This window comes from Streptomyces sp. NPDC058289 (assembly GCF_042880975.1).
GTDB classification, from domain to species: domain Bacteria; phylum Actinomycetota; class Actinomycetes; order Streptomycetales; family Streptomycetaceae; genus Streptomyces; species Streptomyces stoeckheimensis.
In genome coordinates this window covers 1-24537 of sequence record NZ_JBHVYI010000021.1, presented here as the reverse complement: position 1 = coordinate 24537, position 24537 = coordinate 1, and the positions used below count along the sequence as shown (strand labels likewise).

Sequence of the window (24537 nt, the reverse complement as noted above, 5' to 3'; positions counted from 1 at the left end):
GGGTTTCCTCAGCCTTCGTGCGGTTGCCGGAGTGTGGTCAGACCGTGCTCGATGAAGACCGGGACCAGCTCGCCGATCCGGTCGAAGCCCGAGCCGACGGTCTGCCCGAGCGTGAAGCGGTAGTGGATGCCTTCGAGGATCACCGCGAGCTTGAACCAGGCGAAGGCCGTGTACCAGGCGACCTGCGAGGTGTCCCGGCCCGAGCGGGCCGCGTACCGCTCGATCAGTTCGGCGGGCGTCGGATGGCCGGGGGCCGCGCTGGTCGTGCTGACCGGGGAGTCGGTCAGCCCCAGGTCGGAGCTGTACATCACCAGCAGCCCGAGGTCCGTCAGCGGATCGCCGAGCGTGGACATCTCCCAGTCCAGCACCGCCCGGATCCGGTCGTCGGAGCCGCCGATCAGCACGTTGTCGAGCCGGAAGTCCCCGTGCACCACCGTGGGCGCGGGGGAGTCGGGCAGGGCCCGCCCGAGTGAGCCGTGCAGTTCGTCGATGCCGGCGAGCTCCCGCCCCCGGGAGGCCGCGAGCTGCTTGCCCCAGCGGCGCAGCTGCCGGTCCAGGAAGCCCTCGGGCCGCCCGAAATCGCCCAGGCCCACCGCCTCCGGGTCCACGGCGTGCAGGTCGACCAGGGTGTCCACCAGGCCCAGCACCGCCCGCCGGGTCCGCTCGGGGCCGAGTGCGGAGAGCTGGGCGGCGGTCCGGAACGGCACCCCGTCCACGTACTCCATCACGTAGAACGGCGCGCCCAGCACGGCCTCGTCCTCGCACAGCAGCAGTGGCTCGGGCACCGGCACCGCGGTGCCGTGCAGCGCCGCGATGACCCGGTGCTCGCGCCGCATGTCGTGCGCGGTGGCCAGTACGTGCCCCAGCGGCGGCCGGCGCACCACCCACCGGGAGCTCCCGTCACCCACCTCGTACGTGAGGTTCGAGCGGCCGCCTTCGATCAGCCGGCCGGTCAGCGGCCCGGCCGCGAGGCCCGGCAGCGCCCGGTCGAGATGACCGCGCAGCCGTTCCAGATCGAGGCCCCGGGGGCCGGAGGGGGCCGCGGAGGGGTCGGGGGAGGGTGTCGGGCCGGGGGCTGAGGTCATGGTGCGCGCCTCCGTAGGGGGTTGACGACGACGGAACGATCGCGACCCATGATGCCGACCAGTCGGTATGCCGTCCAGTGCCCGAGCCGAAGCGACCTCCGGCCGTCCCCTCCGGCCCGTTCTCCCCCGGCCCCTCCGACCAGGCCCCTCCAACCCGTCCGGTCAGGCGTGGCAGAGGATCGGCGTCCCGCCGTTCATCACCGTCATGTCCCGCAGCACCGCCAGGATGTCCAGCGGCACCCCCTCGGGCTCCCCGGCCAGTTCCGCGTACGCCCGGTGCAGGTTGGCCACCAGCCGCTCGCTCTCCCTCCAGCCGGCGAACTCCCCGAGGTCGGCCTCCCGAGCCGCCTCCAGCGGGGTCAGCCCCTTCGCGCGGCCCTCCTGGGCCAGCTCGGCCACGTACCGCAGATAGCGCTCGGTGGCCTCGTACGCGCCGGGATCCGTCAGCGGACCGTGGCCCGGTACGACCGTCTCCGCACCCAGTGAGCGCAGCAGCTCCAGCGCCCGCAGCGAACCGGCCAGCGAGCCCATCGCCAGGAACGGCGTGCCCTCCGCGAAGACCAGGTCACCGGTGAAGACGATCCGCTGCTCGGGCAGCCACACGATGGAATCGCCCGTGGTGTGCGCGACGCCCGGGTGGAGGACCCGCACCTCGGTCTCACCGACGTGCAGGGTCATCCGGTCGCCGTACGTCAGATCGGGCGCGGTGATGTCCAGCGCGCCGAAGTCGGTCGCCGGCCAGATCAGCTCCAGCTGACGCCCGGCGGCGAGCTGCTCGGAACGCGCGTTCTCGTGCCCCAGGACCAGCGCCTCCGGCGCGAACACGCCGTTGCCGTAGGTGTGGTCGCCGTGGTGGTGGGTGTTGACCACCGTGCGGGGGAGCGGCGCCCCCGCGGCCAGCACCGCCGCGCGCAGGGCCAGCGCCCGGCGCTCGGTGGCCGCCGTGTCGACGAGCAGCGTCCGGCCGCCGCCGGTCACGAAGCCGGCGTTGTTGAGGCACCAGCCGCCGTCCGGCTGCACGTAGGCGTAGACCCCCGGCGCGGGCTGGACGACGTACGGCTCTTCGGCGCGCATCGGCGCTCTCCCCGGGTCGCTGTGACGGGTCTTCGGCATCCTGCCAGTCACGGCGGCCCGGGGGGAGGGGGAGTTCGGACGTCAGCGTCCGTCAGTGGTCGTCAGTGGTCGTCGTAGTGTCCGTCGTGCTCCGCGTGCCGGTGTCCGTCGTGCAGGTAGTCGACGTGGTCCCCGTGCCGCACCGAGTCGTGACCGCAGTCCGAGCCGTGGGCGTGCTCGTGCGCGCTGTGCGGGGCGTGCCCGGCGGGCTCGCATTCGTCCCAGTGTCCGGAGTGCTCGCGGTGCAGATGGCCGTCGTGCGCGTAGTCGACGTGGTCGCCGTGCTCGACCGCCTGGTGGCCGCAGTCGGGCCCGTGGGCGTGGGCGTGCTCCTGCGCGGGGTGTTCCTGGTGCAGAGTCGTCATGACGCCGACGCTAGTGCGGAAAAACCGGGTTCGCCCCTTGTGTCCGCCACGCGACGGAGTGGCGTCACAAGGCGGACCATCGGTTCGTCGGCTCACACGATGAGCGCCATCGCGAACACGGCCAGGCCCACCGTGCACGCCGTCGCGGCCAGCGCCGCACCCATCGCGAGCCCGGCCGGCCGCGCCGCCGCCAGCTCCCGCACCCGCCGGTGCGCCACCCCCATGAAGGCCAGCCAGAGCAGCGCGATCACCGCGCACCCGGCGACCGCCACAAGGGAGCCGGACCCGTGCAGGGCCTGGCGCAGCGCCAGTACGGCCACCACCGCGCAGGACAGGGTCGTACGCCGCCACGCGAGCCGGGTCCGCTCGGGCTGCAGCCCCGCGTCACGGCCGCCGGGGCCCTCGCGGTCGGCGGCGTCGGCCGAGGCGCTCACCGCCCCTTCGTCCAGCCGAGCAGCACGACCACCACCATCGCCACCGCGACCAGCCCGACCCCCAGGCTCAGCACCACCGGGAACCGGGACATCGGCAGGTCCTCGCCGCGCCGCATGGCCCGCTCGCACCGCACCCAGTGGTTCACCGCGCGCAGGGCGCAGGCCGCGCCCACCGCGAGCAACGCGAAGGCCATCGCCACGCGCACCGCCCACCGCAGGTCGGGCAGGAACTGGTCCACGGCGAACCCGCCGCCGATCAGGGCCAGGGCGGTCCTGATCCAGGCCAGGAAGGTCCGTTCGTTGGCCAGCGAGAAGCGGTAGTCGGGGGTCTCGCCCTCGTCCCTCACCCGAGCCGGCGCGAACCACAGCCGCACGTCCTTGACGAAGTCGATCACCAGGTCAATCTACTGGCGCCCCGGTCCACCTGCGCTCCGAGCGGAACTCCAGCAGCCTGCGGTACGCCTCCAGCCCGTCCGGCACCCACGGCCAGGAGCCGTCCGCGACCCGCCGCGCCACCTCCTCCTCGGGCAGCCACGCGTGCCAGGCCACCTCCGAGGCCTGCGGCCGGACCGGCAGCTCGCAGCGGACCTCGTGCACGTAGCTCCACCAGGCACCGCCCGGGCCCTCGTACAGGGCCGGCCCCTCGTACAAAAACTTGAACAGCGGCTCGGGCTGTCCCAGCCCGGTCACCCCCAGCTCCTCCTCGGCCTCCCGCAGGGCCGCATCCGCGTAGCTCTCGCCGGCGCCGACCACCCCGCCCACGAACATGTCGTAGAACGAGGGGAAGACCAGCTTCGAATCCGTCCGCCGGTGCGTGAAGATCCGCCCCTGCCCGTCCCGGGCGAGCACGAAGACACAGCGGTGGATCAGGCCGGCCGCGTACACCTCGCCCCGCGGAGCGCGCCCCGTCACCCGGTCCTCGCGGTCCACCACGTCCAGTACCTCGTCGGCCGCGCTCATGCCGTGATCTCTCCGCTCCTGTTGACTGGTTACCGCTCCGTAGCAAAGGATCGCCCCACCATCGACGGAGGACGGGTTCCACATGACGTACGACGCAGACGTGATCGTGATCGGGGCCGGGCTCGCGGGCCTCGTGGCCACCGCCGAGCTCGTCGACGCCGGCCGCAAGGTCATCCTGCTCGACCAGGAGCCCGAACAGTCCATCGGCGGTCAGGCCCACTGGTCCTTCGGCGGCCTGTTCTTCGTCGACTCGCCCGAACAGCGCCGCATGCGGATCAAGGACACCCGCGAGCTGGCCCTCCAGGACTGGTCCGGCACCGCCGGCTTCGACCGCGAGGAGGACGCCTGGCCCCGCCGCTGGGCCGAGGCCTACGTGGACTTCGCGGCCGGCGAGAAGCGCCCCTGGCTGCACGCCCAGGGCGTCCGCTTCTTCCCCGTCGTCGGCTGGGCGGAGCGCGGCGGCTACGACGCGAACGGCCACGGCAACTCCGTCCCCCGCTTCCACATCACCTGGGGCACCGGCCCCGGCCTCGTGGAGCCCTTCGAGCGCCGCGTACGGGCCGGGGTGGCCCGCGGGCTGGTCCAGCTGAAGTTCCGCCACCGGGTCACCGGGCTCTCCCGTACGGCGGGCACCCTGGACACCGTGACCGGCGAGGTCCTGGCCCCCTCCGACGCCGTACGCGGCACCGCGAGCGGCCGCGAGGCCACCGGGGAGTTCTCCCTGCGCGCCCAGGCCGTGATCGTGACCACCGGCGGCATCGGCGGCAACCACGACCTCGTGCGGGCCCAGTGGCCCGCCCGCCTCGGCACCCCGCCCGCGCGGATGCTCTCCGGGGTCCCGGCCCACGTGGACGGCCTGATGCTCGGCATCGCGGAAGGGGCGGGCGCCAGCCACATCAACAAGGACCGGATGTGGCACTACACCGAGGGCATCGAGAACTGGAACCCGATCTGGGCCCAGCACGGCATCCGCATCCTGCCCGGCCCGTCCTCGCTCTGGCTGGACGCCACCGGCAAGCGGCTGCCCGTACCGCTGTTCCCGGGCTTCGACACCCTCGGCACGCTCGACCACATCATGAAGACCGGGCACGACCACACGTGGTTCGTCCTCAACCAGCGCATCATCGGCAAGGAGTTCGGACTCTCCGGGTCCGAACAGAACCCGGACCTGACGGGCAAGTCGGTCCGCGGGGTCATCGACCGGGCGCGCCAGGCCGTCCCCGGACCGGTGCAGGCCTTCATGGACAACGGCGCCGACTTCGTGGTCGAGAAGGACCTCTCCGCGCTGGTGCGCGGCATGAACGCGATCACCAAGGACGGACTCCTCGACGAAGAGACGGTCCGGCGCGAAATCGTTTCCCGCGACCGGGAGATCGCCAACCCCTTCACCAAGGACCTCCAGGTCACGGCGATCCACGGCGCCCGCAAGTACCTCGGCGACAAACTGATCCGCACCGCCGCCCCGCACCGGATCCTGGACCCCGCGGCCGGCCCGCTGATCGCCGTCAGGCTCTCGATCCTGACCCGCAAGTCCCTCGGCGGCCTGGAGACCGACCTCTCCTCCCGCGTCCTGACCGCCACGGGAGAACCCCTCCCGGGCCTCTACGCGGCGGGCGAGGCCGCCGGCTTCGGCGGCGGCGGCGTCCACGGCTACCGGGCCCTGGAAGGCACCTTCCTCGGCGGCTGCATCTTCTCGGGCCGCGCGGCCGGCCGGGCGGCGGCCGAGGCCGTCTCCTGAGCGCTGTCGCTGCCCCTCTGGGGCAGGGGCGGGCGGGTCACCGGGCGGAACCGCTCCGCCACGACCGGGGTGTCGTCGTCGACCGTGAAGTGCGGGTCGCCGCCGGCCTCCCGCATCTGCGGTCCGTGCCAGAACTCCTCGTGGCCCGAGCGCCATTCGGCCACTGACGCGAAACCCTCGCCCTCGTCCAGCGCGTGCCGGAGGTCCACGTCCGCCGGCCGCAGGACCCGTACGTCCGTCACCTCCAGGACACCCGCCGGACACCCGGCGGAGTCCGCGATCACCATCCGCCCGCCCGCCACGGGCAGCGGGTCCCCAGCCGCCTCGAAATCGGCCAGGACGCCCGTGGTCGTGGTCTCGGCGCCGCTCAGGACGGCCGCCACCAGCTGGTCGCGCAGCGGACCGGGGAGGGCGAACTCGACGGGCGGGAGGTCTGCGCAGGCCGCCATGGACCCCGGCCCACGATCCTGCGGGCGACCCGGTCCGAACCGGACGCATCCTGCCGGAAACATGCCGCGAACCGGAACAAGCGCGCCAACTCGTACGCTCGAAAGACCAGTTGAAACGAGCCACCCGGTGGACTGGACCTTGACGCGGAGCTGCGCGTACCGCTTTGCTGTGCGTGATCATCCAGCCACACCGCCCAACCGCCCGCGTCCTGGAGGGAAACCCGCGGATGTCGCCCCCTCCGCCGCCCCTCGGCCGCGCCCGCAAGCGGGACGCCCAGCTCTTCGACCCCGCCCTCTGCGACACGGAACTCGTCGACGTGCGCGCGCAGTTCACCCAGGGCCGCTGGGCCAAGGCCCGCTCCCTCCTCGTCGCCACGGGGGACGACTGGGACCGCCGGGGGCACCGTCTCGTGGTCCTCGCCGAAACCCCGGCCGCCACCGCGTGGGCGCGCGAATGGCTCCTCGCCGAACCGGAGAGCGCCGACGCCGTCACCCTCCTCGCCTGCGCGGCCGTCTTCGGCGCCCTGCGCCGCAAGGGCACCCCCGAGGCCGCCGAGGAGGCCTGCCGCCGCGCCGCGGCCCTGCTCCCGACCGACCCCACCCCCTGGCTCGGCCTGCTGCTGCTCACCCGCGCCTTCGGCACCGAAGAGGAGTTCAGCCGCCACTTCGACCAGGTCCGGGCCCGCCACCGCGAACACCACCACGCCCACCACCTGATGGTCTCCCGGCTGGCCGAACGGGCCCCCGCCGCCGGCAGCGACCCGCTCCACGAGGTCTACGACTTCGCCGCCTGGGCCGCCGAGGAGTCCCCGGCCGACTCCCCGCTCGCCGTCCTCCCCGTCATCGCCCACGCCGAGCGCTACCGCGTCCTCGCCGCCGGGCAGGGCCACGGCCCCGACGCCGGAGCCGAGCACTGGTCCGGCCGCCGCGCCCGCCAGGTGCTGCGCTCCGCCTTCGACTGGTGGCTGGAGTGGGAGCGCGAGGACCACCCCCGCAACCGCGTGGACCTCAACTTCCTCGCCCACGCCAAGCTCTGCGAGGGCCGCCCCGCCGAGGCCGCCGCGCTCTTCCAGCGCATCGGCAGCCACGCCACCCAGGCCCCCTGGTCCTACCCGGACCGCGACCCGCACAAGGCCTTCCTCGCCGCACGCAGCGCCGCGCTCGGCACCGCCTGACCTCAGCCCGGCCGGTACCGCTCAGCACGAAGCGCCCCGTCAGTACCGCTCAGCCAGCACCACGCAGCACGTACCGCTCAGCAAGTGCCGCTCAGTCCCCACCTGAAAGGACACCCGCCATGCCGACGGGCAGATCCACCACGCTCAGCGACCCGGCCGGCCAGGCCGAGATCCGTACGTACAAGGGCCAGGACCGCGCCCTGCGCGCCGACCGCCTCGGCACCGCGGGCCTGCTGCTCTCCGTGCTCGCCGCGAGCGCGCCCCTGATGGTCGTCGCGGGCGTCATGCCCACCACCTTCGGGGTCATGGGCATCGTCGGACAGCCCCTGCTGTTCGTGATCCTCGGCGCCGTCCTCGCCCTCTTCAGCGTCGGATACGCCGAGATGAGCCGGCACGTCCACAACGCCGGCGCCTTCTACGCCTACATCGCGCGCGGACTCGGCCCCACCGCCGGCGCCGGCGCCTCGTTCGTCGCCCTCGTCGCCTACAGCGCCATGCAGGTCGGCGTCTACGGCATCCTCGGCTTCGAGATCTCCGGCCTCTTCGCCACCTACCTCGACACCGAACTCGCCTGGTGGATACCGGCCCTGGCCGCCGTCGCCCTCACCGGCGCGCTCGGCTGGCTGAAGATCGACCTCAACGCCAAGGTCCTCGGCGTCCTCCTGCTCATCGAGGTGCTCCTCGTCGTCGTCTTCGACGTCGCCGCCATCGGCAAGCCCGGCCCCGAAGGCCTCTCGCTGCACGCCTTCAACCCCGAGACCCTCACCGGCGCGGGCCTCGGCACCGCCCTGTGCTTCTGCATCGCCGCCTTCGTCGGCTTCGAGCAGTCCCCGGTCTACGCCGAGGAGACCAGCAAGCCGCACATCGTCGTCTCCCGGGTGATGTTCCTCGCCGTCGGCTTCGTCGCCCTCTTCTTCGCCCTCAGCGCCTGGGCCCTCTCCGTCGCCACCGGCCCCGGCGAGGTGGTCAAGGCCTCCGCCGAGGCCGGCCCCGGCCTGCTCTTCCAGCTCACCGAGAGCCGCCTGGGCGCCACCTTCACCGACGTCCTGCACGTCCTGTTCGTGACCGGCATGTTCGCGGCCATGCTCAGCTTCCACAACGTCGTCGCCCGCTACGCCTTCGCCATGGGCCGCGAGGGCCTGCTCCCGGCGGCCTTCGGCCGCACCAACGCGGGCACCGGCGCCCCCGCCACCGGCTCGCTCCTGCAGACCGTGATCTCCGTCGTGGTCGTCCTGGCCTTCGCGTTCACCGACGACACGCCGGCCGGCGACCCCACCGTGCCCGTCCTGCACCTGTTCACCTGGATGGGCAGCGTCGGAGCCCTCGGCGTGACCCTCCTGATGGCCACCGCCTCCTTCGCGGTCATCGCCTTCTTCGTCCGCCGCGGCACCGCCGGCGCCCAGCTCTGGCGGCTCGGCGCGGCGGGCCTCGCCGGCCTCGCGCTGCTCGCCATCGCCGTCTACACGGTCAAGGACTTCGGCGTCCTGGTCGGCGCCCAGGAGGGCTCCGCGCTGAGCTGGGCCCTGCCCGGCATCATCGCCGCCGCAGCCCTCGTGGGCCTGGCGTACGGCCTCTTCCTGCGCTCCGGCCGCCCCGCGGTGCACGCCCGCATCGGCCTGGGCAACGAGGCCTTCCGCCTCGACCAGGCCGCGGAGTCGGCCGAGGCCGCGATCCCGGCCCCGCGCGGCTGACCCGTACCGGACGCACGAAGAGGAAGAGGGGCCCCGCCACGGAGGGGCCCCTCTTCCTCTTCGTACACGGAGCGCGGCTCAGGCCTTCTTGACCACGCTGGACTTCAACTGCATGGCCCCGAAGCCGTCGATCTTGCAGTCGATGTCGTGCCCGTCGACCCCGTCGATGAGCCGGATGTTGCGCACCTTGGTACCGGCCTTGATCCCCGAGGGGCTGCCCTTGACCTTGAGCGCCTTGACGACGGTCACGGTGTCGCCGTCGGACAGCACGTTCCCGACGGCGTCCTTCACGACCGACTCACCGACGTCCCCGCCGCCCTCGGCACCGCTCTCGGCGGGCACCCACTCGTGACCGCACTCGGGGCACACCACGAGCGCGTTCATCTCGTAGGTGTACTCACAGGAACATTTCGGGCAAGGGGGAAGATTCTCGTTCACCCGGACAGAATATCCCGAACCACCCACCGGGACTCTCTGTGTCGAAGTTGTCGCCCAACGCAGAAAACCCCACGTGAAGTGGGGTTTTCGCTTGGTGTCCGAGGGGGGACTTGAACCCCCACGCCCGATAAAGGGCACTAGCACCTCAAGCTAGCGCGTCTGCCATTCCGCCACCCGGACAAGGTGTCTGTCTCGCGTCCCTCGCGGGCCGTTCCGACGTGGAAAACATTACCAAACATTCCGGGGTCCTCGATCACACCCCCCGGCGGCCGGGGATCGCCCTTGGGGGAAGCGGCCCGGGGCGCGAGGATGGAGTCAGTTCGGTACTGATCAGTGGGAGGAAGCAGCGTGAGCGAATCGGGCGCGGGCAGGACCGTCTCCGGCGAGGACGAGGTCGTCGACCTCTGCCGGGACCTCATCCGGATCGACACCAGCAACTACGGGGACCACTCGGGGCCCGGCGAGCGCAAGGCGGCCGAGTGGGTCGCCGAGCAGCTCGCCGAGGTCGGGCTGGAGCCGCAGATCTTCGAATCGCACAAGGGGCGCGCCTCGACCGTGGCGCGGATCGAGGGCGAGGACCCCTCGCGGCCGGCGCTGCTGATCCACGGGCACACCGACGTGGTCCCGGCCAACGCCGCCGACTGGACCTACGACCCCTTCGCGGGCGAGATCGCCGACGGCTGCGTGTGGGGCCGCGGCGCGGTCGACATGAAGGACATGGACGCGATGACGCTGGCCGTCGTACGCGACCGCATGCGCAGCGGCCGCAAGCCCCCGCGCGACATCGTGCTGGCCTTCCTCGCCGACGAGGAGGCGGGCGGCACGTACGGCGCCCGGTACCTCGTCGACAAGCACCCCGACCTCTTCGAAGGGGTGACCGAGGCGATCGGCGAGGTCGGCGGCTTCTCCTTCACCGTGAACGAGAACCTGCGGCTGTACCTGGTGGAGACCGCCCAGAAGGGCATGCACTGGATGCGCCTGACGGTGGAGGGCACCGCCGGGCACGGGTCCATGACCAACAACGACAACGCCATCACCGAGCTCTGCGAGGCCGTCGGGCGCCTGGGCCGCCACACCTGGCCGGTGCGGGTCACCAAGACCGTCCGGCACTTCCTGGACGAGCTCTCGGACGCGCTGGGCACCCCGCTCGACCCGGACGACATGGACGCCACGCTCGCCAAGCTCGGCGGCATCGCCAAGATGGTCGGCGCGACCCTGCGCAACTCCGCCGCCCCGACCATGCTCGGCGCCGGCTACAAGGTCAACGTCATCCCCGGCCAGGCCACCGCCCACGTGGACGGCCGCTTCCTGCCGGGCTACGAGGACGAGTTCTTCGCCGACCTCGACCGGATCCTCGGGCCGCGCGTGAAGCGCGAGGACGTCCACGCGGACAAGGCGCTGGAGACGGCCTTCGACGGCAAGCTCGTGGACGCCATGCAGACCGCCCTGAAGGCGCACGACCCGATCGCCCGCGCGGTCCCGTACATGCTCTCCGGCGGTACGGACGCCAAGTCCTTCGACGACCTCGGCATCCGCTGCTTCGGCTTCGCCCCGCTCCAGCTTCCGCCGGAGCTCGACTTCGCCGGGATGTTCCACGGAGTGGACGAACGGGTGCCGGTGGAGGGTCTGAAGTTCGGCGTGCGGGTGCTCGACCGGTTCATCGACGAGTCCTGAGGCGCGTGGGCGACCGAGCGGGGCGTAGCTAACGCCCGGGAATCGGGAAGGTGTGCGGAAACCACTGAGAAGAGTGAATGCACTCATACGCTCGTAGCCCCGGTGATCCCTCCTCGTTACAGGTGGTGCGGTCCGCGGCTGGGACCGCGCTTGCCTACTAGGAGGAACAATGTTCAAGAAGGTTGCCGCCGCTGCGGCTGTCACCGGTGGTCTGGTTCTCGCGGGTGCGGGTCTGGCTGTCGCCGACGCTGGTGCTCAGGGTGCGGCCATCGGCTCGCCCGGTGTCCTGTCCGGCAACGTCGTCCAGGTTCCGGTCCACGTTCCCGTGAACGTCTGCGGTAACACGATCTCCGTGATCGGCCTGCTGAACCCGGCTTTCGGCAACACCTGCGTCAACGCCTGACGTATCTGAAGTTCTCGGCCCCGGAGCGCATTCCAGCGCTCCGGGGCTGCCGGGCTTTACGGGCCCGATGACGATCTTTCGGCGTACCGGGCGGGGGAGCCTGTGCGGCCAGTGCGCCGACCGGGCGTGCACGTGCGTGCGCGTGCACGACGCACACACCAGGGGACGAAGTACAGATGCGACGACAGGTACAGGTCACCGGCAGGAAGACCTTGATCACCATGGCGGCCGCGGGGGGTCTGCTCGCGCTCGGAGGGGGCTACGCACACGCGGACTCCGGCGCGTCCGGCCGTGCCGCGCACTCACCGGGACTGCTGTCCGGGAACGCCCTCGAGGCACCCGTGGACGCACCACTGACCGCCTGCGGGAACACGGTGACGGTGGTGGGGGCCCTGAACCCGGCCTTCGGAAACCACTGCACGAACCTCCCGGGCCGCCCGGGACACCCGCAGCACCCGAACCACCCCCAGCACCCGAACCACCCCGAACACCCGGGCAACCCGCACGAACCGTGCGACGAGGACACCGGCCCGGGTGCTCCGGAGCATCCGGAGCACCCGGGGCACCCGGGTGGTCCCGGCGGCAACGAGACCCCGGGTGGTCCCGGCGGGACCGGGAATCCGAATGGGCCCGACGGCAACGGCAATCCGGGGGGTCCCGGCGGCAACGGCACCCCCGGCGGTCCGGGCGCCGGGCAGCAGCCCGGAACTCCCACCGGCCCCGGCGCGGGTACCGGTGCGGGTCCCGGCACCGGATCGGTGACCCCGGTGACGCACCCCGCCCAGGGGACCGGCACCGGCACCGCCACCGCCACTGGTACCGGTTCAACCCCGGCCGGGGGACTCGCCGCCACGGGCTCCGGTGATGTCCTCACCGCCGGACTGCCCCTGGCCGCAGGCATGTTGTTGGCCGGCACCGTGCTCTACCGCCGGGCGCGCAACGCCGCCTGACGGTTCCTCAAGACGCGGGTCCCGCCCGGGGACCCGCGTCACCAGGTCGCGCGGACCTGACGGATGATCCGGCGGCGCAGTCGCACGCGGCGACTGCCGTCCCGAAGCAGGGTCAGCCGGTCGAGCTCCCAATGCCCGTACTCGGCGTGTTCGGTCAGCAGGCGGGTCGTTTCCTGACGTGGAACCCCGCGGGGCACGTACAGGTCGACAAATTCGTATTCCGGCATCGCATCCATTCTGCTCGGGGTGTCAAGGGCTCGCCCGTGAAGCGCGTGCACCGGGCGGCGGCCCCTTGTTCACAGGCTGAACACCGAGCGCGGCACCGGGTCCAGACGTGCTGAACTGGCCGCCGACCGCAGGACCACGATCACGAACGGGACCCCGTTGAGAACCCAAGCCGCCGCCTTCGTCTGCATAGCTGCCCTAGCCACCGGATGCTCCACCGGTACTCCTCAGCCGATTCCCACCGTGACCGTGACTCACGCCGTCGAGGCGGGACCGCTTGTGGACGCGTACCGGCGCGGGTGGAACTGGGGGCAGCGCCACTACGTGAAGACCACCAACGACTACGTGGACGACCTGGCGCAGTGCAGGAAGGCCGACGTCCTGCGGGACCTCTACCCCGACCAGCCCCGCATGGACTCCCTCATGGTGGGATGCGCCGATGGCCTGAACACGGACCCGCAGGCGGCGCTCCGCTCCTGAGCGGCCCACTTGGCCCCCGACGGCGGTGAGCCCGGACCAGGGCCGGTGTCCGGGAACTCACTCGGATTCTGCGTGCGGGCAGAGCCCCGCTACGGATAGCGTCTGCACTATGTCTGATGCCGCTCTGCCCAGTGTTGCCGAGGTACGCGCCGCCGCCGAGGCGGTCAAGGCCGCGCTCGACCGTCACCTCGCCGCGGTCGAGAGCAGGATCGGGGACGATGATCCGGACGTCTACGCCGCGTTCAACGAACTCGCCGCCGCCGCCGAGGAGTACGACGAGCTCCTCTACGACCGTTACGACGAGGTCACCCCGTTCGAGATCCCCTCTCCCGAGGACGGGCTCCCGTACACCGGCCCCGCCGAGCCCGCCGCCTTCAGCGTGCTCATCCGCCGCGACTACGCCGTCGTCGAACCGGCTCGGCTGATCGCCCAGGCCGAACGCGTCGTCGCGCACGACCGCGAGGCCGAACTCGCCCAGGACGGCGGCACCGCCGACGCGCTCGGCGTGCTCTTCGGCGAGTACGAGCCGGATGAAATCGCCTCCCGCGCCAAGGACTTCGGCCTGGAGGAGGGCGATTCCACGCTGTGGATCGCCGCTTCGGAGGAGGTCGCGGAACCGGGCGAGTGGCTCGGTGCGCCGTTCGCGCACATCGATCCGCAGGACGTGATGCACCGGTTCGACGTCAGCTCGGTCTTCGACGAGGAAGACGATGACGAGGATGCCGAGGATGCCGAGGGCGACGAAGGCGACGAAGGCGACGAGGAGCGGGCCGGGCACGCCGAGCCGGCCGAGCGGGGCCTGACCACGGCCTGACCCCGCCCCGCGCGACACCTCGTACGGAACGCACCGCGGCCCCCGTCCCACCCGGGACGGGGGCCGCGGCGCGTCCGCTACTCGGGCTGCGCCGACGCAGACTCCACGAGCGCCCGCAGCAGACCCGCCAGCCGCGTCGTACGGGGCTTCGCCGGTACTTCGGCGACCGCGCGCGGCAGTGCCTGGTCCACCCCGTGCACCACCGACAGGTGCCGCTCGGCCCGGCCGAAGGCCGTGTACACCCAGTCCCGGGACAGGGCCTGCGCCGCGTCCCCGGGCAGGACGACGACCGCCGCGGGCCAGCGCGAACCGACGGCCTGGTGCGCCGTCACGGCCCAGCCGTGCCGCACCTGCGACTCCACCCGCTCCTTCGGTACGACGATCCGCGCGCCCGCGGCTCCGGCCAGGTGCAGCCCCTGCGCGTCGGCCGACACCACCCGGGCCGGCAGCGCCCGCCCGGCGGAGGGCACGTGGACCACCCGGTCACCGGGGTCGAAGCCGCCGAACCGGCCGGGGCCCGGGTTCAGCCGCTCCTTGAGGGCCGCGTTGAGCGCGCGGGTGCCCGCCGGGCCGCCGTGGCCCGGGGTGATCACCTGGACGGCGTCCGCCGGGATCCCGAAGGCGCGGGGCACCGACTCGGCGACCAACTGCACGGTGCGGTGCACCGCTTCCCCGGCGTCACGGACCGGGACGATGACGACCTCCTTGCCGGGGGCGTCGACCTGGTTCAGCTCGCCGACCGCGACTCCGGAGACCAGCTCGCCGATCGGGCCCGGGTCCGGGATCCGGGAGACGAGCTGCGGGCAGGCACGGGCCGCGAGCACATCGGCGAAGACCCGGCCGGGACCGGCGGAACCGAGCACCGCGGGGTCGCCGGACAGCACCAGGCGGGCCCCGTCGGGGACGGACTCCACCAGCATCGCGGCCGTCTCCACGTCCAACTGCGGGGCGTCCAGGACGATGAGCAGGTCCAGCGCGAACTGCCCGTCCGCGTCCCGGCCCGGGCCCTCGGCGCCGGACACCAGGCCCGCCACGGTGACGGCCCCCTCGGCCGGGGCGTGCGCGGCCAGACAGACCCGCAGGCCGAACTCCCGGGCGGCCGCGAACAGGGCGCGGGGCTCGGCGCGGGCCGCCTCCCCGCCGGTGTGCGTGACCAGGCCGTGCCCGGCGGCGGCGCGGATCAGCTCGGCGCCGGGGCCGGTCGCGGCCTTGTCCCAGTCAGCGGGGTCCGTGAAGGTGTTGGCGAGCCGGGCCAGGCCCTCGGCGAGGCTCTCCTCGGCCATGGCGGAGCCCTCCAGGCCCACCAGGATCCGTACGGGCTGCTCTTCGTCCTCACCGACGGGCGGTCCGACCGGCTCCTCGAAGGCCAGCGCGGCGCCCTCGCCGACGGCCGCCTCCAAGGCCTGCGCGGGGTCCGGAACGCCGTACTGGGCGAGGGCCGACTCCAGGGTGGGGGCCTCCAGCACGGTGTGGCCCTTGGCGGCGGCCTGTGCCAGCAGCCAGCTCACCAGGGCGGCGGCCCGCCGCTCGTCCCCGGGGCCGGTCTCCTCGGCGCCGAGCAGGGCGCGGGCGAACCCGTCGGCCTGGGTCGGCCGGACCCCGGCGACGGCCAGCAGCCGCCAGGGCGACTCGGCGAGCTGCGCGGCGGCGTCCTCGCCGAGGGCGACGGCGGTCTGCGGGGCGAGGGCCTCGGGGGCTCCGCCCCTGGCCAGGACGGCGCGGATCGCCTGGACGGCGTCGGGGGAGGGGGCTGCGGGGGCCTGCGGCGCAGGGACGGGTGCGGGTGCCGGGGTGCGCGCCGGGGCGGGCGCGGGCTCCGGCCGGCGGGGCGCCGGGGGCGCGTCGAACGCGGCGGGGGGTTTGCCGCCGCTCTCCACGGCCCGTACGGCGGCCAGCAGGTCGGCGGCCGTGCCGCTGAGCTTGGCGCCGGCCTCCACGGGGGCTTCGCGCTCCGCCTTGCGGCGGGCGATGCGCTCCCGCTCGATCTTCTGGGCGGCCAGTTCCGCCGCGGCTTCGCTGAGCTGAGGCGCGGCCTCGGCGGCCCCGGCCCCGGCCGCGCCGGCGTTGCCGCCGGTCCCGTCGGCCGCCTCCGCCTCCGCCTCCGCCTCCGCCTCCGCCTCCGCCTCCGCTTCAGCATCTGGGTCCGCCTTCGCTTCCGCCTCCGCTTCAGCATCTGGGTCCGCCTTCGCTTCCGCCTCCGCTTCAGCGTCTGGGTCCGCCTTCGCTTCCGCCTCCGCCTCAGCGTCTGGGTCCGCCTCAGCCTCCGCGTCGCCGGTGGTGGGCCCTGCGGGGCTTTCCCCCACCCGGCCCCCTCCCGCAGTGCCGCCATGCGGCTCCGCCCCCGGACCACCCTCCGAGTCCGCGGCTGCGCCCTCGCCGGAGCCGTCCGCGACGGCTTCGCTCTCGCCGGTCCCGGCTTCGCCGGAGGCGTCGGCGTGGTCCGCCGGGTCGTGGTCCACCACCGGGGGCTCCCATGCGCCGGAGGTGTCCACGGCGGTCTCCGGGTCGGTCGGGTCCGGTGTCGTCCCGGGGCCCGCGGCGGGGACGGCCGGGGCTTCCGGGGCGGTGGCAGCGGCGGGCGCCGGGGCCTCCGCGGCAGCGGCGTCGGCGGCGGCGGTGTCGCTCACAAGGTGCTCCAGTCCTGATCGGGATAGCGGTGGACGGGCGCCGAGACGTCGTCCAGCGCTTGGCGGATCTCTTCCGGAAGACTAAGGGCCTCCACCGACAGGGCCTGCCCGAGCTGCGCCGACGTGCGCGCGCCGACGATCGGCGCGGCCACCCCGGGGCGGTCCCGGACCCAGGCCAGGGCCACTTGGAGCGGGGTCACCGCGAGGCCGTGGGCGGCCGTCGCCACCGCGTCCACGATCCGGCTCGCCGGCTCGTCCAGGTACGGGTCCACGAAGGCCGCCAGGGTCTCCGAAGCGCCCCGGGAGTCCGCCGGAGTGCCCGACCGGTACTTGCCCGTCAGGACGCCCCGGCCGAGCGGGGAGGAGGGGAGGAGGGACAGGCCCAGGTCCAGGGCCGCCGGGACCACCTCCCGTTCCACGCCGCGCTGGAGCAGGGAGTACTCCATCTGTGTCGACGCCAGCCGGGTCCGTACCCCCGGCGCCGCGAGCTGCCAGGTCGCCGCCTTCGCGAGCTGCCAGCCGCTGAAGTTCGACACGCCCGCGTACCGGGCCCGGCCGCTGCTCACCGCGATGTCCAGGGCCTGGAGGGTCTCCTCCAGCGGGGTCCAGGGGTCGAAGGCGTGGACCTGCCAGAGGTCGACGTAGTCCGTGTCCAGACGGGCCAGGGAATCGTCCAGGGCGGCGAGGAGGTGGCCGCGCGAGGCGTCGAAACGGCGGTCCGGGTCCGCGACCCCGCCCGCCTTCGTCGCGATCACCAGGTCCCGCCGCGGGACGACGGAACCGATCAAATGCCCGAGGAGGTACTCCGCCTCACCGCCCCCGTACACGTCGGCGGTGTCCACGAGCGTGCCGCCCGCGTTCCAGAACGTCTTCAACTGCGCGGCCGCTTCCGCCTCGTCCGGTCCGTCCGCCGACCGGCCCCAGGTCAGTGTGCCGAGACCGATCCGGGAGACGCGCAGTCCGGTGCGGCCGAGATGCCTCTGCTCCATGAGGGCTGAGACTACTGCGGCGCTGACGCGGGGCACCCGGGCGCGCTACAGTCCCCGCAGACCCACGTTACTGATCGGTAAACAGGCAAGGGGACCACACATGCGGCTCGGCATCAATCTCGGCTACTGGGGCGCTGGCATGGACGCCGACAACCTGGCCGTCGCGCAGGAGGCCGACCGCCTCGGCTACGACGTCTGCTGGGCCGCGGAGGCCTACGGCTCCGACGCGCCGACCGTGCTCGCCTGGGTCGCCGCCCAGACCGAGCGCATCGACGTCGGCTCCGCGATCCTGCAGATCCCGGCCCGTCAGCCCGCCATGACGGCCATGACGGCGGCCACCCTCGACTCCCTCACCAAGGGCCGCTTCCGGCTCGGCCTCGGCGTCTCCGGACCGCAGGTGTCCGAAGGCTGGTACGGCGTGAAGTTCGACAAGCCGCTCGCGCGGACCCGCGAGTACGTGGAGATCGTCCGCAAGGCGATGACCCGCGAGCGGCTGTCGTACGAGGGCGAGCACTGGACGCTGCCGCTGCCCGGCGGGCCGGGCAAGCCGCTCAAGCTGACCGTGCATCCCGAGCGCGAGCACATTCCGCTCTACATCGCCGCCATCGGGCCGAAGAACCTGGAGCAGACCGGCGAGATCGCCGACGGCGCCCTGCTGATCTTCCCGGCCGCCGAGCACCTCGAGGCCACCGCCCTCACCCACATCCGGGCGGGCCGCGAGAAGGCCGGGCTGACGATGGACGGCTTCGACGTCTGCCCGACCGTGCCGCTGGCCCTCGGCGAGGACGTGGCCGGGCTCGCGGACATGTTCCGCCCGTACACCGCCCTGTACGTGGGCGGCATGGGCAGCCGCAAGCAGAACTTCTACAACCAGCTGGCCCAGCGCATGGGCTACGAGAAGGAAGCCGCCGAGATCCAGGACAAGTACCTGGCCGGCGACAAGCAGGGCGCAGCCGCCGCGGTCCCGCACTCGCTGATCGACTCCACCACCCTGCTGGGCCCGGTGGAGCGCATCGCCGACGGCATGCGGGCCTACGCCGAGGCCGGGGTCACCACCCTGACGCTCGCCCCGGCCGGCTTCACGCTGGAGGAGCGGACGGCTGCCCTGCGCGCCGGCGTCGAGGCCATGGAGCTCGCCGGCCTGGCCTGACCCCCTGCCGGACGGAGTCCGGCGCAGCCGCCCGAAGCCTGCCTGGGGTCCCCCCCCGGACGGAGTCTGGGGGATCGTGCGCGGGCGGCGCGGGGGAAGAGAGGTCTGCGGCCGTGGTGGGGGCTCGGGGGGTCTTCCCCGCCACGGCCGACACAGCCAACAACGCGCGGGACGGCCGTGGGGTTACGCCCCCGGAGCCACCGGTCGCAGTCGTTCATTCGGCCGAGCCCCGGGCCGCATCCGGTTGCCCGGCCGGCGAATCGGCTCTTGACTCGACGCATGCTCTCTGCGCACAGCCTGTTCCGGGAGATCGTCGACCACGACGACTCCTTCCAACTGTTCTGCTCCATCGCCGCCGGCGGCGAGTCCCAGGGCGGCTGGGAGAACGCCCGGATCGCGGCCCTGGTGCCCGACTCCATGCGCGACCTCGCACCCAAGATCACCCGGCACGGGGCCGACGAGGACAAGCACGGCCGGATCTTCAACGCCCTGCTCCGCAAACGCCGCCTCGACCCCGTCCCGGTCCCGCCGGAGACCGACTACACGATGCTGCTGGAGCGGCGCGGCATCGGCCTGAGCCACGAGAAGCTGCGCGGCGAGCGGTCCCTGACCGAGGAGGACATCGTCGTCTACCTCGCGCACAGCAGGGTCACCGAACAGCGCGCCGCCGACCAGATGATCATGCTCGTCCGGTACTTCGGAGACGACCCCGAGCTCGGCAAGGCCATCCGCATGATCGGCGCGGACGAGGACAACCACCTGGCCTACTGCCACGAGGAACTGCTCCGCCTGGCCCGCGCCGGCCACGGCCGCACCATCCACCGGGTGCTGCGCGAGTGCGCGCTCGCCGAGATCGCCGTCTACCGGGACGTGGGCCTGGCCGTCATGGGCCACATGGGGCGGCTGCTGGGCTGGCCCGCGCCGAAGGCGGCCGCGCTGGCCGCCGGGATCCGCGGGATGTACGCGTACGAGCGGTTCAGCGGCTGGCACCGGATGGTCGACCTGCGCCCGCCGGAGCGGAGCAACCCCCTGGGCGGGACGCCGACCGCGGCGCCCGAGTTCGCCTAGGGCCTGTCGTCAAACTCCCGAGGCCGCCCTTCGGGCCCCGGCCGGGTGACGACAGGTCCTAGAGCCAGCCGCGGCGCTTGAACATCCGGTGCAGGCCCACGCACATGACCGCCATCACCAGCAGCACCAGCGGATAGCCCCAGCGGTGCGTGAGCTCCGGCATGTGCTCGAAGTTCATCCCGTAGATTCCCGCCACCATGGTCGGCACCGCCGCCATGGCCGCCCAGGCGGAGATCTTGCGCATGTCGTCGTTCTGCCGGACGCCCATCTGCGCCAGGTGCGCCGCCAGCGCGTCCGACAGCAGCCGGTCCAGGCCCTCGATGTACTCGTTCGCCTTGGTCAGGTGGTCGGCGACGTCGCGGAAGAACGGCTGGGCGTGCTCGTGCACGAAGGGCACGTTCCCGAAGGCGAGCCGGTCCATCGGCTGGAGCAGCGGACTCGTGGCCCGGCGGAACTCCAGGACCTGCCGCTTGAACCCGTAGATCCGGGCGGCGGTGTTCTTGCTGTCCGCGGGATTCGGCGAGAAGACCTCCGCCTCCAGCTCCTCCAGATCAGCCTGGAGCTCGGCGGCCACCTCGATGTAGTGGTCCACCACCGCGTCCGAGACCGCGTACAGCACCGCCGTGGGGCCGTGCTTGAGCACCTCGGGATCCTGCTCCAGGCGGTGGCGCACGGCGGCCAGCGCGGCCCCCTCGCCGTGCCGGACCGTGACGACGAAGGAGTCGCCGATGAACACCATCAGCTCGCCCGTGGTCACCGTGTCCGAGGAGTCGTCGTACATCACCGGCTTGAGGACCACGAACAGCGAATCGTCGTAGACCTCCATCTTCGGCCGCTGGTGCGCGGTCAGCGCGTCCTCCACCGCCAGCGGGTGCAGCCCGAACTCCTGGCTGACGTGCTCGAATTCCTTCTCCGTCGGCTCGTGCATGCCCACCCAGAGGAAGGCGTCACCGGTGGCCCGCGCCTCGTCGAGGGCATCGGAGAAGTCGTCGGGCGCCGCGGAGCGGCGGCCTTCGCGGTACATGGCGCAGTCCACAATCACTCGCGCATTGTTCCCTGCCCCGGCCCCGACCGCACGCCGGCGGCACCGCATACCCTTCTGCCATGGCCACGCTGATCCTCGTACGACACGGGCGGTCCACCGCCAACACCGCAGGGCTGCTCGCCGGATGGACCCCGGGGGTGACCCTCGACGAGCACGGAGCCGCACAGGCCGCCGCGCTGCCCGGGCGGCTCGCCGCCGTGCCCCTCGCCGCAGCCGTCACCAGCCCGCTGGAGCGGTGTGCCGAGACCCTGGCCCCGCTGCTGGCGGCCCGGCCCGGACTCGCGCTCCACACCGACGAGCGGATCGGCGAGTGCCACTACGGCGACTGGTCGGGCCGCAAACTCTCCGAGCTGTCCGAAGAACCGCTGATGCGCATCGTCCAGCAGCACCCCTCGGCCGCCGCCTTCCCCGGCGGCGAGTCCATGCGCGCCATGCAGGCCCGCGCCGTGGACGCCGTCCGCGACTGGAACGCGCGGATCGAGGAGGAGCACGGCGCCGACGCCGTGTACCTGATGTGCTCGCACGGCGACATCATCAAGTCCCTTGTCGCGGACGCCCTCGGCATGCACCTGGACCTCTTCCAGCGGATCCACGTCGACCCCTGCTCGGTCACCGCGATCCGCTACACGCCGACCCGGCCCTTCCTGCTCCGGCTCGGCGACACCGGCGACTTCGCCTCCTTCGCACCCCGCGAAAGCGCTTCGCCGGACGCCGCGGCGGCCGGGGGCGACACGGAAGCGGGCGGCGAGGCGGTCGTAGGGGGTGGTGCGGGCGCGGTGTGATCGAACGGCGCAGTAGGGTGGACGGGCCAACCCATGGGCGCAGCCCTGCCCCTGCTGCCGACGCTTGGAGACTGGACGTGCCCCGTCAGGTGTTCCTCTACGACCCACCGGACCGTTTCGTGGCCGGCACGGTCGGTCTGCCTGGACGCCGTACGTTCTTCCTGCAGGCCTCCACCGGCCCCCGCGTCACCTCCGTCTCCCTGGAGAAGACCCAGGTGGCGGCGCTCGCGGAGCGGATGGAAGAACTGCTGGACGAGGTCGTGCGGCGCACCGGGGGCAATGCCCCCGTCCCGGCCGTGGCCCCCGCCGAGGCGACCGACACCGCCCCCCTGGACGTCCCCGTCGAGGAGGAGTTCCGCGTCGGCACCATGGCCCTGGCCTGGGACGGCGAGGACCAGCGCATGATCGTCGAGGCGCAGGCCCTGGTGGAACTCGACGCCGACTCGGAAGAGGACCTCGCCGAGGCGGAGGAGCGGCTGCTCCAGGACGAGGAGAACGGTCCGCCGATGCTCCGCGTCCGCCTCACCGGCGCCCAGGCCCGGGCCTTCACCAAGCGGGCCCTGGACGTGGTCAACGCGGGCCGCCCGCCGTGCCCCCTGTGCAGCCTCCCGCTGGACCCCGAAGGGCACGTCTGCCCGCGCCAGAACGGCTACCGGCGCCAGGCGTGAACGCAACGGGGGGAACGGCGGAATTGGAAGCGCTGCTGGCCCACGGGGAACTCTCCGTCGTCGGCCGGATCCGGGAGGCGTCCAACGCCGTCCTGCTGTGCACCGTCACGCACGGGGGCCTGAGCAGCGACTGCGTGTACAAACCGGTCAAGGGCGAACGCCCGCTGTGGGACTTTCCCGACGGCAACCTCGCCCAGCGCGAAGTCGCCGCCTACCTGATCTCCGAGGCCACCGGCTGGGGGCTGGTGCCCCCGACCGTGCTGCGCGACGGACCGTACGGCGAGGGCATGGTCCAGCAGTGGATCGAGACGGGGGAGTCCCCGGAGGCGGAGCTGCTCGCGCTCGTGGACGGCGAGGAGCCGGGGGAGGGCTGGAAGCCCGTCGCCTTCGCCGAGGTCGGCGAGGGCCGCACCGCGCTCCTCGTACACGCCGACGACGCACGGCTGCGCCGGATGTCCGTCCTCGACGCCGTGATCAACAACGGCGACCGCAAGGGCGGCCACCTGCTGCCCGCCCCCGACGGACGCCTCTACGGCATCGACCACGGCGTGACCTTCCACACCGAGGACAAACTGCGCACCCTGCTCTGGGGCTGGGCGGGGGAGCCGCTGACGGAGGAAGCGGGGTCCGTCCTGACCGCCCTGGAGGCCGCACTGGCCGCCGGGCAGCCCCTCGCCACCCGACTGGCCGAACTGGTCACCACCGCCGAGCTGGCCGCCGTACGGGCCCGCGTGGCCCTGCTGCTGCGCACCGGGAAGCATCCGCAGCCCTCGGGGCAGTGGCCCGCGATCCCGTGGCCGCCCGTCTGACCGGGCCGCTGCCCGTACGCGCCCGCACGCATAGAACCGGCCATGGCGCAAGAGCGCCGATCAAGACAACAGTGCAGGTCCGGTTAGTTTTCGGAACACTCGTCCGGTTAGGCTCGAGACATGCATGCCTGGCCCGCTTCTGAGGTCCCCGCCCTGCCTGGCAAGGGCCGCGACCTCCAGATCCACGACACCGCGACCCAAGGGACGATCACCCTCGCCCCCGGTCCCGTCGCCCGTATCTACGTCTGCGGGATCACCCCGTACGACGCGACGCACATCGGTCACGCGGCGACCTACAACGCGTTCGACCTCGTGCAGCGCGTGTGGCTCGACACCAAGCGGCAGGTCATCTACGTCCAGAACGTCACGGACGTCGACGACCCACTGCTGGAGCGGGCCCTGCGCGACAACCAGGACTGGACCGAGCTCGCCGAACGCGAGACGGCTCTCTTCCGTGAGGACATGACCGCCCTGCGGATGCTGCCGCCGCAGCACTACATCGGCGCCGTCGAGGCCATACCCGGCATCGTGCCGCTGGTCGAGCGGCTGCGCGACGCGGGCGCCGCCTACGAGCTGGACGGCGACGTCTACTTCTCGGTGGAGTCCGACCCGAACTTCGGCAAGGTGTCCAACCTGGACGCCGAGGCCATGCGGCTGCTGTCGGCCGAGCGGGGCGGCGACCCGGACCGGGCGGGCAAGAAGAACCCGCTCGACCCGATGCTGTGGATGGCGGCCCGCCCGGGCGAGCCGAGCTGGGACGGCGGCTCGCTGGGCCGCGGCCGGCCCGGCTGGCACATCGAGTGCGTGGCCATCGCCCTGGACCACCTGGGGATGACCTTCGACATCCAGGGCGGCGGCTCCGACCTGGCCTTCCCGCACCACGAGATGGGCGCCTCGCACGCCCAGGTCCTGACGGGCGAGTTCCCGATGGCCAAGGCGTACGTACACGCCGGGATGGTCGCCCTGCACGGCGAGAAGATGTCGAAGTCCAAGGGCAACCTGGTCTTCGTATCGGCGCTGCGCCGGGCCGGCGTGGACCCGGCGGCGATCCGCCTGGCCCTGCTCTCGCACCACTACCGCGCGGACTGGGAGTGGACCGACGAGGTCCTCGCCGAGGCGGTGGCCCGCCTGGAGCGCTGGCGCGCGGCCGTCTCCCGCCCCGACGGCATCCCGGCCGACGACCTGGTCGAGGAGGTCCGCGAGGCCCTCTCCAACGACCTGAACGCCCCTGCCGCCCTCGCAGCGGTGGACCGCTGGGTCGAGCGCCAGCTCGTCACCGACGGAGACGACGAATCGGCGCCGGGCGTGGTCTCCCGCACGGTGGACGCACTGCTCGGCGTGGCCCTGTAGGCCGATCCAGCCCCTCCGGCGTTCGAGGAGGGGGGTCCGGGGCGGAGCCCGCGGA

26 protein-coding genes and 1 tRNA gene are annotated in these 24537 nt (G+C 72.8%); 14 read left to right on the top strand and 13 right to left on the bottom strand.

Annotation, left to right across the window (positions count from 1 at the left end; all coding sequences use genetic code 11):
- Positions 1 to 8 precede the first annotated feature (8 nt).
- The 6 genes from ACFVX6_RS13400 to ACFVX6_RS13375 all read right to left on the bottom strand — a co-directional run bounded on the left by ACFVX6_RS13400 (position 9) and on the right by ACFVX6_RS13375 (position 3957).
- On the bottom strand, positions 9 to 1085 hold the full coding sequence (locus ACFVX6_RS13400; RefSeq protein WP_389690871.1) for a phosphotransferase family protein: 1077 nt from the start codon (positions 1083 to 1085) through the stop codon (positions 9 to 11).
- Positions 1086 to 1247: 162 nt separating this feature from the next.
- A complete protein-coding gene (locus ACFVX6_RS13395) occupies positions 1248 to 2159 on the bottom strand; it encodes an MBL fold metallo-hydrolase (protein ID WP_389690869.1) in 912 nt (303 codons plus the stop codon).
- A gap of 101 nt (positions 2160 to 2260) precedes the next feature.
- Positions 2261 to 2563, bottom strand: coding sequence for a hypothetical protein (locus ACFVX6_RS13390; RefSeq protein ID WP_389690867.1), 303 nt, complete (start codon positions 2561 to 2563; stop codon positions 2261 to 2263).
- Between the two features lie 92 nt (positions 2564 to 2655).
- Positions 2656 to 2997 (bottom strand): DUF202 domain-containing protein, encoded by a 342-nt coding sequence (locus ACFVX6_RS13385; RefSeq protein WP_389690865.1) that lies wholly within the window; start codon positions 2995 to 2997, stop codon positions 2656 to 2658.
- Positions 2994 to 3392: a YidH family protein gene (locus ACFVX6_RS13380; protein ID WP_383947544.1), complete on the bottom strand. Its 399-nt coding sequence runs from the start codon at positions 3390 to 3392 to the stop codon at positions 2994 to 2996. The genes ACFVX6_RS13385 and ACFVX6_RS13380 overlap by 4 nt, the downstream gene beginning before the upstream one ends.
- Before the next feature lie 4 nt (positions 3393 to 3396).
- Positions 3397 to 3957, bottom strand: a complete 561-nt coding sequence (locus ACFVX6_RS13375; protein ID WP_389690863.1) for an NUDIX hydrolase — start codon at positions 3955 to 3957, stop codon at positions 3397 to 3399.
- Positions 3958 to 4039: 82 nt separating this feature from the next.
- Here ACFVX6_RS13375 and ACFVX6_RS13370 point away from each other — a divergent pair, with 82 nt between their 5' ends.
- Positions 4040 to 5695 carry an FAD-binding dehydrogenase gene (locus ACFVX6_RS13370; protein WP_389690861.1) on the top strand — a complete coding sequence of 552 codons (1656 nt, stop codon included), beginning with the start codon at positions 4040 to 4042 and terminating at the stop codon, positions 5693 to 5695.
- Here ACFVX6_RS13370 and ACFVX6_RS13365 read toward each other — a convergent pair.
- The gene (locus ACFVX6_RS13365) at positions 5608 to 6144 is read right to left on the bottom strand and encodes an ASCH domain-containing protein (protein WP_389690859.1); all 537 of its coding nucleotides are present in this window, start codon (positions 6142 to 6144) and stop codon (positions 5608 to 5610) included. The two genes, ACFVX6_RS13370 and ACFVX6_RS13365, sit on opposite strands and share 88 nt — an antisense overlap.
- Before the next feature lie 227 nt (positions 6145 to 6371).
- Between ACFVX6_RS13365 and ACFVX6_RS13360 the strand changes: the two genes are divergently transcribed.
- Together ACFVX6_RS13360 and ACFVX6_RS13355 are read left to right on the top strand one after the other, a co-directional pair.
- Positions 6372 to 7319, top strand: coding sequence for a hypothetical protein (locus ACFVX6_RS13360; protein ID WP_389690857.1), 948 nt, complete (start codon positions 6372 to 6374; stop codon positions 7317 to 7319).
- Positions 7320 to 7438: 119 nt separating this feature from the next.
- On the top strand, positions 7439 to 9010 hold the full coding sequence (locus ACFVX6_RS13355) for an APC family permease (RefSeq protein WP_389690855.1): 1572 nt from the start codon (positions 7439 to 7441) through the stop codon (positions 9008 to 9010).
- A 78-nt stretch (positions 9011 to 9088) separates the two neighbouring features.
- On the opposite strand, the gene ACFVX6_RS13350 is transcribed toward ACFVX6_RS13355, so the two are convergent.
- Both ACFVX6_RS13350 and ACFVX6_RS13345 read right to left on the bottom strand, forming a co-directional pair.
- Entirely contained in the window at positions 9089 to 9448 is a 360-nt protein-coding gene (locus tag ACFVX6_RS13350) for a zinc ribbon domain-containing protein YjdM (protein ID WP_389690853.1), read from the bottom strand.
- Positions 9449 to 9540: 92 nt separating this feature from the next.
- Positions 9541 to 9628 (bottom strand) — tRNA-Leu (locus tag ACFVX6_RS13345).
- 168 nt (positions 9629 to 9796) lie between these two features.
- Between ACFVX6_RS13345 and ACFVX6_RS13340 the strand changes: the two genes are divergently transcribed.
- The 3 genes from ACFVX6_RS13340 to ACFVX6_RS13330 all read left to right on the top strand — a co-directional run bounded on the left by ACFVX6_RS13340 (position 9797) and on the right by ACFVX6_RS13330 (position 12475).
- Positions 9797 to 11122 carry a M20/M25/M40 family metallo-hydrolase gene (locus tag ACFVX6_RS13340; protein WP_266910084.1) on the top strand — a complete coding sequence of 442 codons (1326 nt, stop codon included), beginning with the start codon at positions 9797 to 9799 and terminating at the stop codon, positions 11120 to 11122.
- A 169-nt stretch (positions 11123 to 11291) separates the two neighbouring features.
- Entirely contained in the window at positions 11292 to 11525 is a 234-nt protein-coding gene (gene chpH, locus ACFVX6_RS13335) for a chaplin ChpH (protein ID WP_243333973.1), read from the top strand.
- A gap of 176 nt (positions 11526 to 11701) precedes the next feature.
- On the top strand, positions 11702 to 12475 hold the full coding sequence (locus ACFVX6_RS13330; RefSeq protein ID WP_389690850.1) for a chaplin: 774 nt from the start codon (positions 11702 to 11704) through the stop codon (positions 12473 to 12475).
- Between the two features lie 38 nt (positions 12476 to 12513).
- Here the strand turns inward: ACFVX6_RS13330 and ACFVX6_RS13325 are convergent, their stop codons facing one another.
- Positions 12514 to 12702: a DUF5703 family protein gene (locus ACFVX6_RS13325; RefSeq protein WP_243333977.1), complete on the bottom strand. Its 189-nt coding sequence runs from the start codon at positions 12700 to 12702 to the stop codon at positions 12514 to 12516.
- Positions 12703 to 12943: 241 nt separating this feature from the next.
- On the opposite strand from ACFVX6_RS13325, the gene ACFVX6_RS13320 reads away from it, so the two are divergent.
- Together ACFVX6_RS13320 and ACFVX6_RS13315 are read left to right on the top strand one after the other, a co-directional pair.
- Entirely contained in the window at positions 12944 to 13180 is a 237-nt protein-coding gene (locus tag ACFVX6_RS13320) for a hypothetical protein (RefSeq protein WP_389690848.1), read from the top strand.
- Between the two features lie 109 nt (positions 13181 to 13289).
- Positions 13290 to 13994, top strand: a complete 705-nt coding sequence (locus ACFVX6_RS13315) for a hypothetical protein (RefSeq protein WP_389690846.1) — start codon at positions 13290 to 13292, stop codon at positions 13992 to 13994.
- A 77-nt stretch (positions 13995 to 14071) separates the two neighbouring features.
- Here the strand turns inward: ACFVX6_RS13315 and ACFVX6_RS13310 are convergent, their stop codons facing one another.
- Together ACFVX6_RS13310 and ACFVX6_RS13305 are read right to left on the bottom strand one after the other, a co-directional pair.
- Positions 14072 to 16453, bottom strand: a complete 2382-nt coding sequence (locus ACFVX6_RS13310) for a helix-hairpin-helix domain-containing protein (protein ID WP_389690988.1) — start codon at positions 16451 to 16453, stop codon at positions 14072 to 14074.
- Positions 16454 to 16617: 164 nt separating this feature from the next.
- Positions 16618 to 17610, bottom strand: a complete 993-nt coding sequence (locus ACFVX6_RS13305) for an aldo/keto reductase (RefSeq protein WP_389690844.1) — start codon at positions 17608 to 17610, stop codon at positions 16618 to 16620.
- Positions 17611 to 17710: 100 nt separating this feature from the next.
- Between ACFVX6_RS13305 and ACFVX6_RS13300 the strand changes: the two genes are divergently transcribed.
- Positions 17711 to 18760, top strand: coding sequence for an LLM class F420-dependent oxidoreductase (locus tag ACFVX6_RS13300; RefSeq protein WP_243333982.1), 1050 nt, complete (start codon positions 17711 to 17713; stop codon positions 18758 to 18760).
- A gap of 279 nt (positions 18761 to 19039) precedes the next feature.
- A complete protein-coding gene (locus tag ACFVX6_RS13295; RefSeq protein ID WP_389690842.1) occupies positions 19040 to 19828 on the top strand; it encodes a ferritin-like domain-containing protein in 789 nt (262 codons plus the stop codon).
- 58 nt (positions 19829 to 19886) lie between these two features.
- Here ACFVX6_RS13295 and corA read toward each other — a convergent pair whose 3' ends face one another.
- Positions 19887 to 20870 carry a magnesium/cobalt transporter CorA gene (gene corA, locus ACFVX6_RS13290; RefSeq protein ID WP_389690840.1) on the bottom strand — a complete coding sequence of 328 codons (984 nt, stop codon included), beginning with the start codon at positions 20868 to 20870 and terminating at the stop codon, positions 19887 to 19889.
- A gap of 62 nt (positions 20871 to 20932) precedes the next feature.
- Here corA and ACFVX6_RS13285 point away from each other — a divergent pair, with 62 nt between their 5' ends.
- The 4 genes from ACFVX6_RS13285 (at position 20933) to mshC (ending at position 24482) form a co-directional block, all read left to right on the top strand.
- Positions 20933 to 21655, top strand: coding sequence for a histidine phosphatase family protein (locus ACFVX6_RS13285; protein ID WP_389690838.1), 723 nt, complete (start codon positions 20933 to 20935; stop codon positions 21653 to 21655).
- Between the two features lie 77 nt (positions 21656 to 21732).
- A complete protein-coding gene (locus ACFVX6_RS13280) occupies positions 21733 to 22323 on the top strand; it encodes a DUF3090 domain-containing protein (protein WP_243333987.1) in 591 nt (196 codons plus the stop codon).
- The gene (locus ACFVX6_RS13275; RefSeq protein WP_389690986.1) at positions 22287 to 23132 is read left to right on the top strand and encodes an SCO1664 family protein; all 846 of its coding nucleotides are present in this window, start codon (positions 22287 to 22289) and stop codon (positions 23130 to 23132) included. Before ACFVX6_RS13280 ends, ACFVX6_RS13275 begins: the two co-directional genes overlap by 37 nt.
- 120 nt (positions 23133 to 23252) lie before the next feature.
- Positions 23253 to 24482 (top strand): cysteine--1-D-myo-inosityl 2-amino-2-deoxy-alpha-D-glucopyranoside ligase, encoded by a 1230-nt coding sequence (gene mshC, locus ACFVX6_RS13270; RefSeq protein WP_389690836.1) that lies wholly within the window; start codon positions 23253 to 23255, stop codon positions 24480 to 24482.
- The last annotated feature ends 55 nt before the right edge of the window (positions 24483 to 24537 follow it).

Bases quoted from the DNA above. Each gene is read 5' to 3' on its own strand.
- ACFVX6_RS13370 (WP_389690861.1), top strand. From the start codon at position 4,040: ATGACGTACGACGCAGACGTGATCGTGATCGGGGCCGGGCTCGCGGGC.
- chpH (WP_243333973.1), top strand. From the start codon at position 11,292: ATGTTCAAGAAGGTTGCCGCCGCTGCGGCTGTCACCGGTGGTCTGGTT.
- ACFVX6_RS13315 (WP_389690846.1), top strand. From the start codon at position 13,290: ATGTCTGATGCCGCTCTGCCCAGTGTTGCCGAGGTACGCGCCGCCGCC.
- ACFVX6_RS13285 (WP_389690838.1), top strand. From the start codon at position 20,933: ATGGCCACGCTGATCCTCGTACGACACGGGCGGTCCACCGCCAACACC.
- ACFVX6_RS13360 (WP_389690857.1), top strand. From the start codon at position 6,372: ATGTCGCCCCCTCCGCCGCCCCTCGGCCGCGCCCGCAAGCGGGACGCC.
- ACFVX6_RS13390 (WP_389690867.1), bottom strand. From the start codon at position 2,563: ATGACGACTCTGCACCAGGAACACCCCGCGCAGGAGCACGCCCACGCC.
- ACFVX6_RS13300 (WP_243333982.1), top strand. From the start codon at position 17,711: ATGCGGCTCGGCATCAATCTCGGCTACTGGGGCGCTGGCATGGACGCC.
- ACFVX6_RS13400 (WP_389690871.1), bottom strand. From the start codon at position 1,085: ATGACCTCAGCCCCCGGCCCGACACCCTCCCCCGACCCCTCCGCGGCC.
- ACFVX6_RS13295 (WP_389690842.1), top strand. From the start codon at position 19,040: ATGCTCTCTGCGCACAGCCTGTTCCGGGAGATCGTCGACCACGACGAC.
- ACFVX6_RS13325 (WP_243333977.1), bottom strand. From the start codon at position 12,702: ATGCCGGAATACGAATTTGTCGACCTGTACGTGCCCCGCGGGGTTCCA.
- mshC (WP_389690836.1), top strand. From the start codon at position 23,253: ATGCATGCCTGGCCCGCTTCTGAGGTCCCCGCCCTGCCTGGCAAGGGC.
- ACFVX6_RS13330 (WP_389690850.1), top strand. From the start codon at position 11,702: ATGCGACGACAGGTACAGGTCACCGGCAGGAAGACCTTGATCACCATG.
- ACFVX6_RS13355 (WP_389690855.1), top strand. From the start codon at position 7,439: ATGCCGACGGGCAGATCCACCACGCTCAGCGACCCGGCCGGCCAGGCC.
- ACFVX6_RS13395 (WP_389690869.1), bottom strand. From the start codon at position 2,159: ATGCGCGCCGAAGAGCCGTACGTCGTCCAGCCCGCGCCGGGGGTCTAC.
- ACFVX6_RS13375 (WP_389690863.1), bottom strand. From the start codon at position 3,957: ATGAGCGCGGCCGACGAGGTACTGGACGTGGTGGACCGCGAGGACCGG.
- ACFVX6_RS13365 (WP_389690859.1), bottom strand. From the start codon at position 6,144: ATGGCGGCCTGCGCAGACCTCCCGCCCGTCGAGTTCGCCCTCCCCGGT.
- ACFVX6_RS13305 (WP_389690844.1), bottom strand. From the start codon at position 17,610: ATGGAGCAGAGGCATCTCGGCCGCACCGGACTGCGCGTCTCCCGGATC.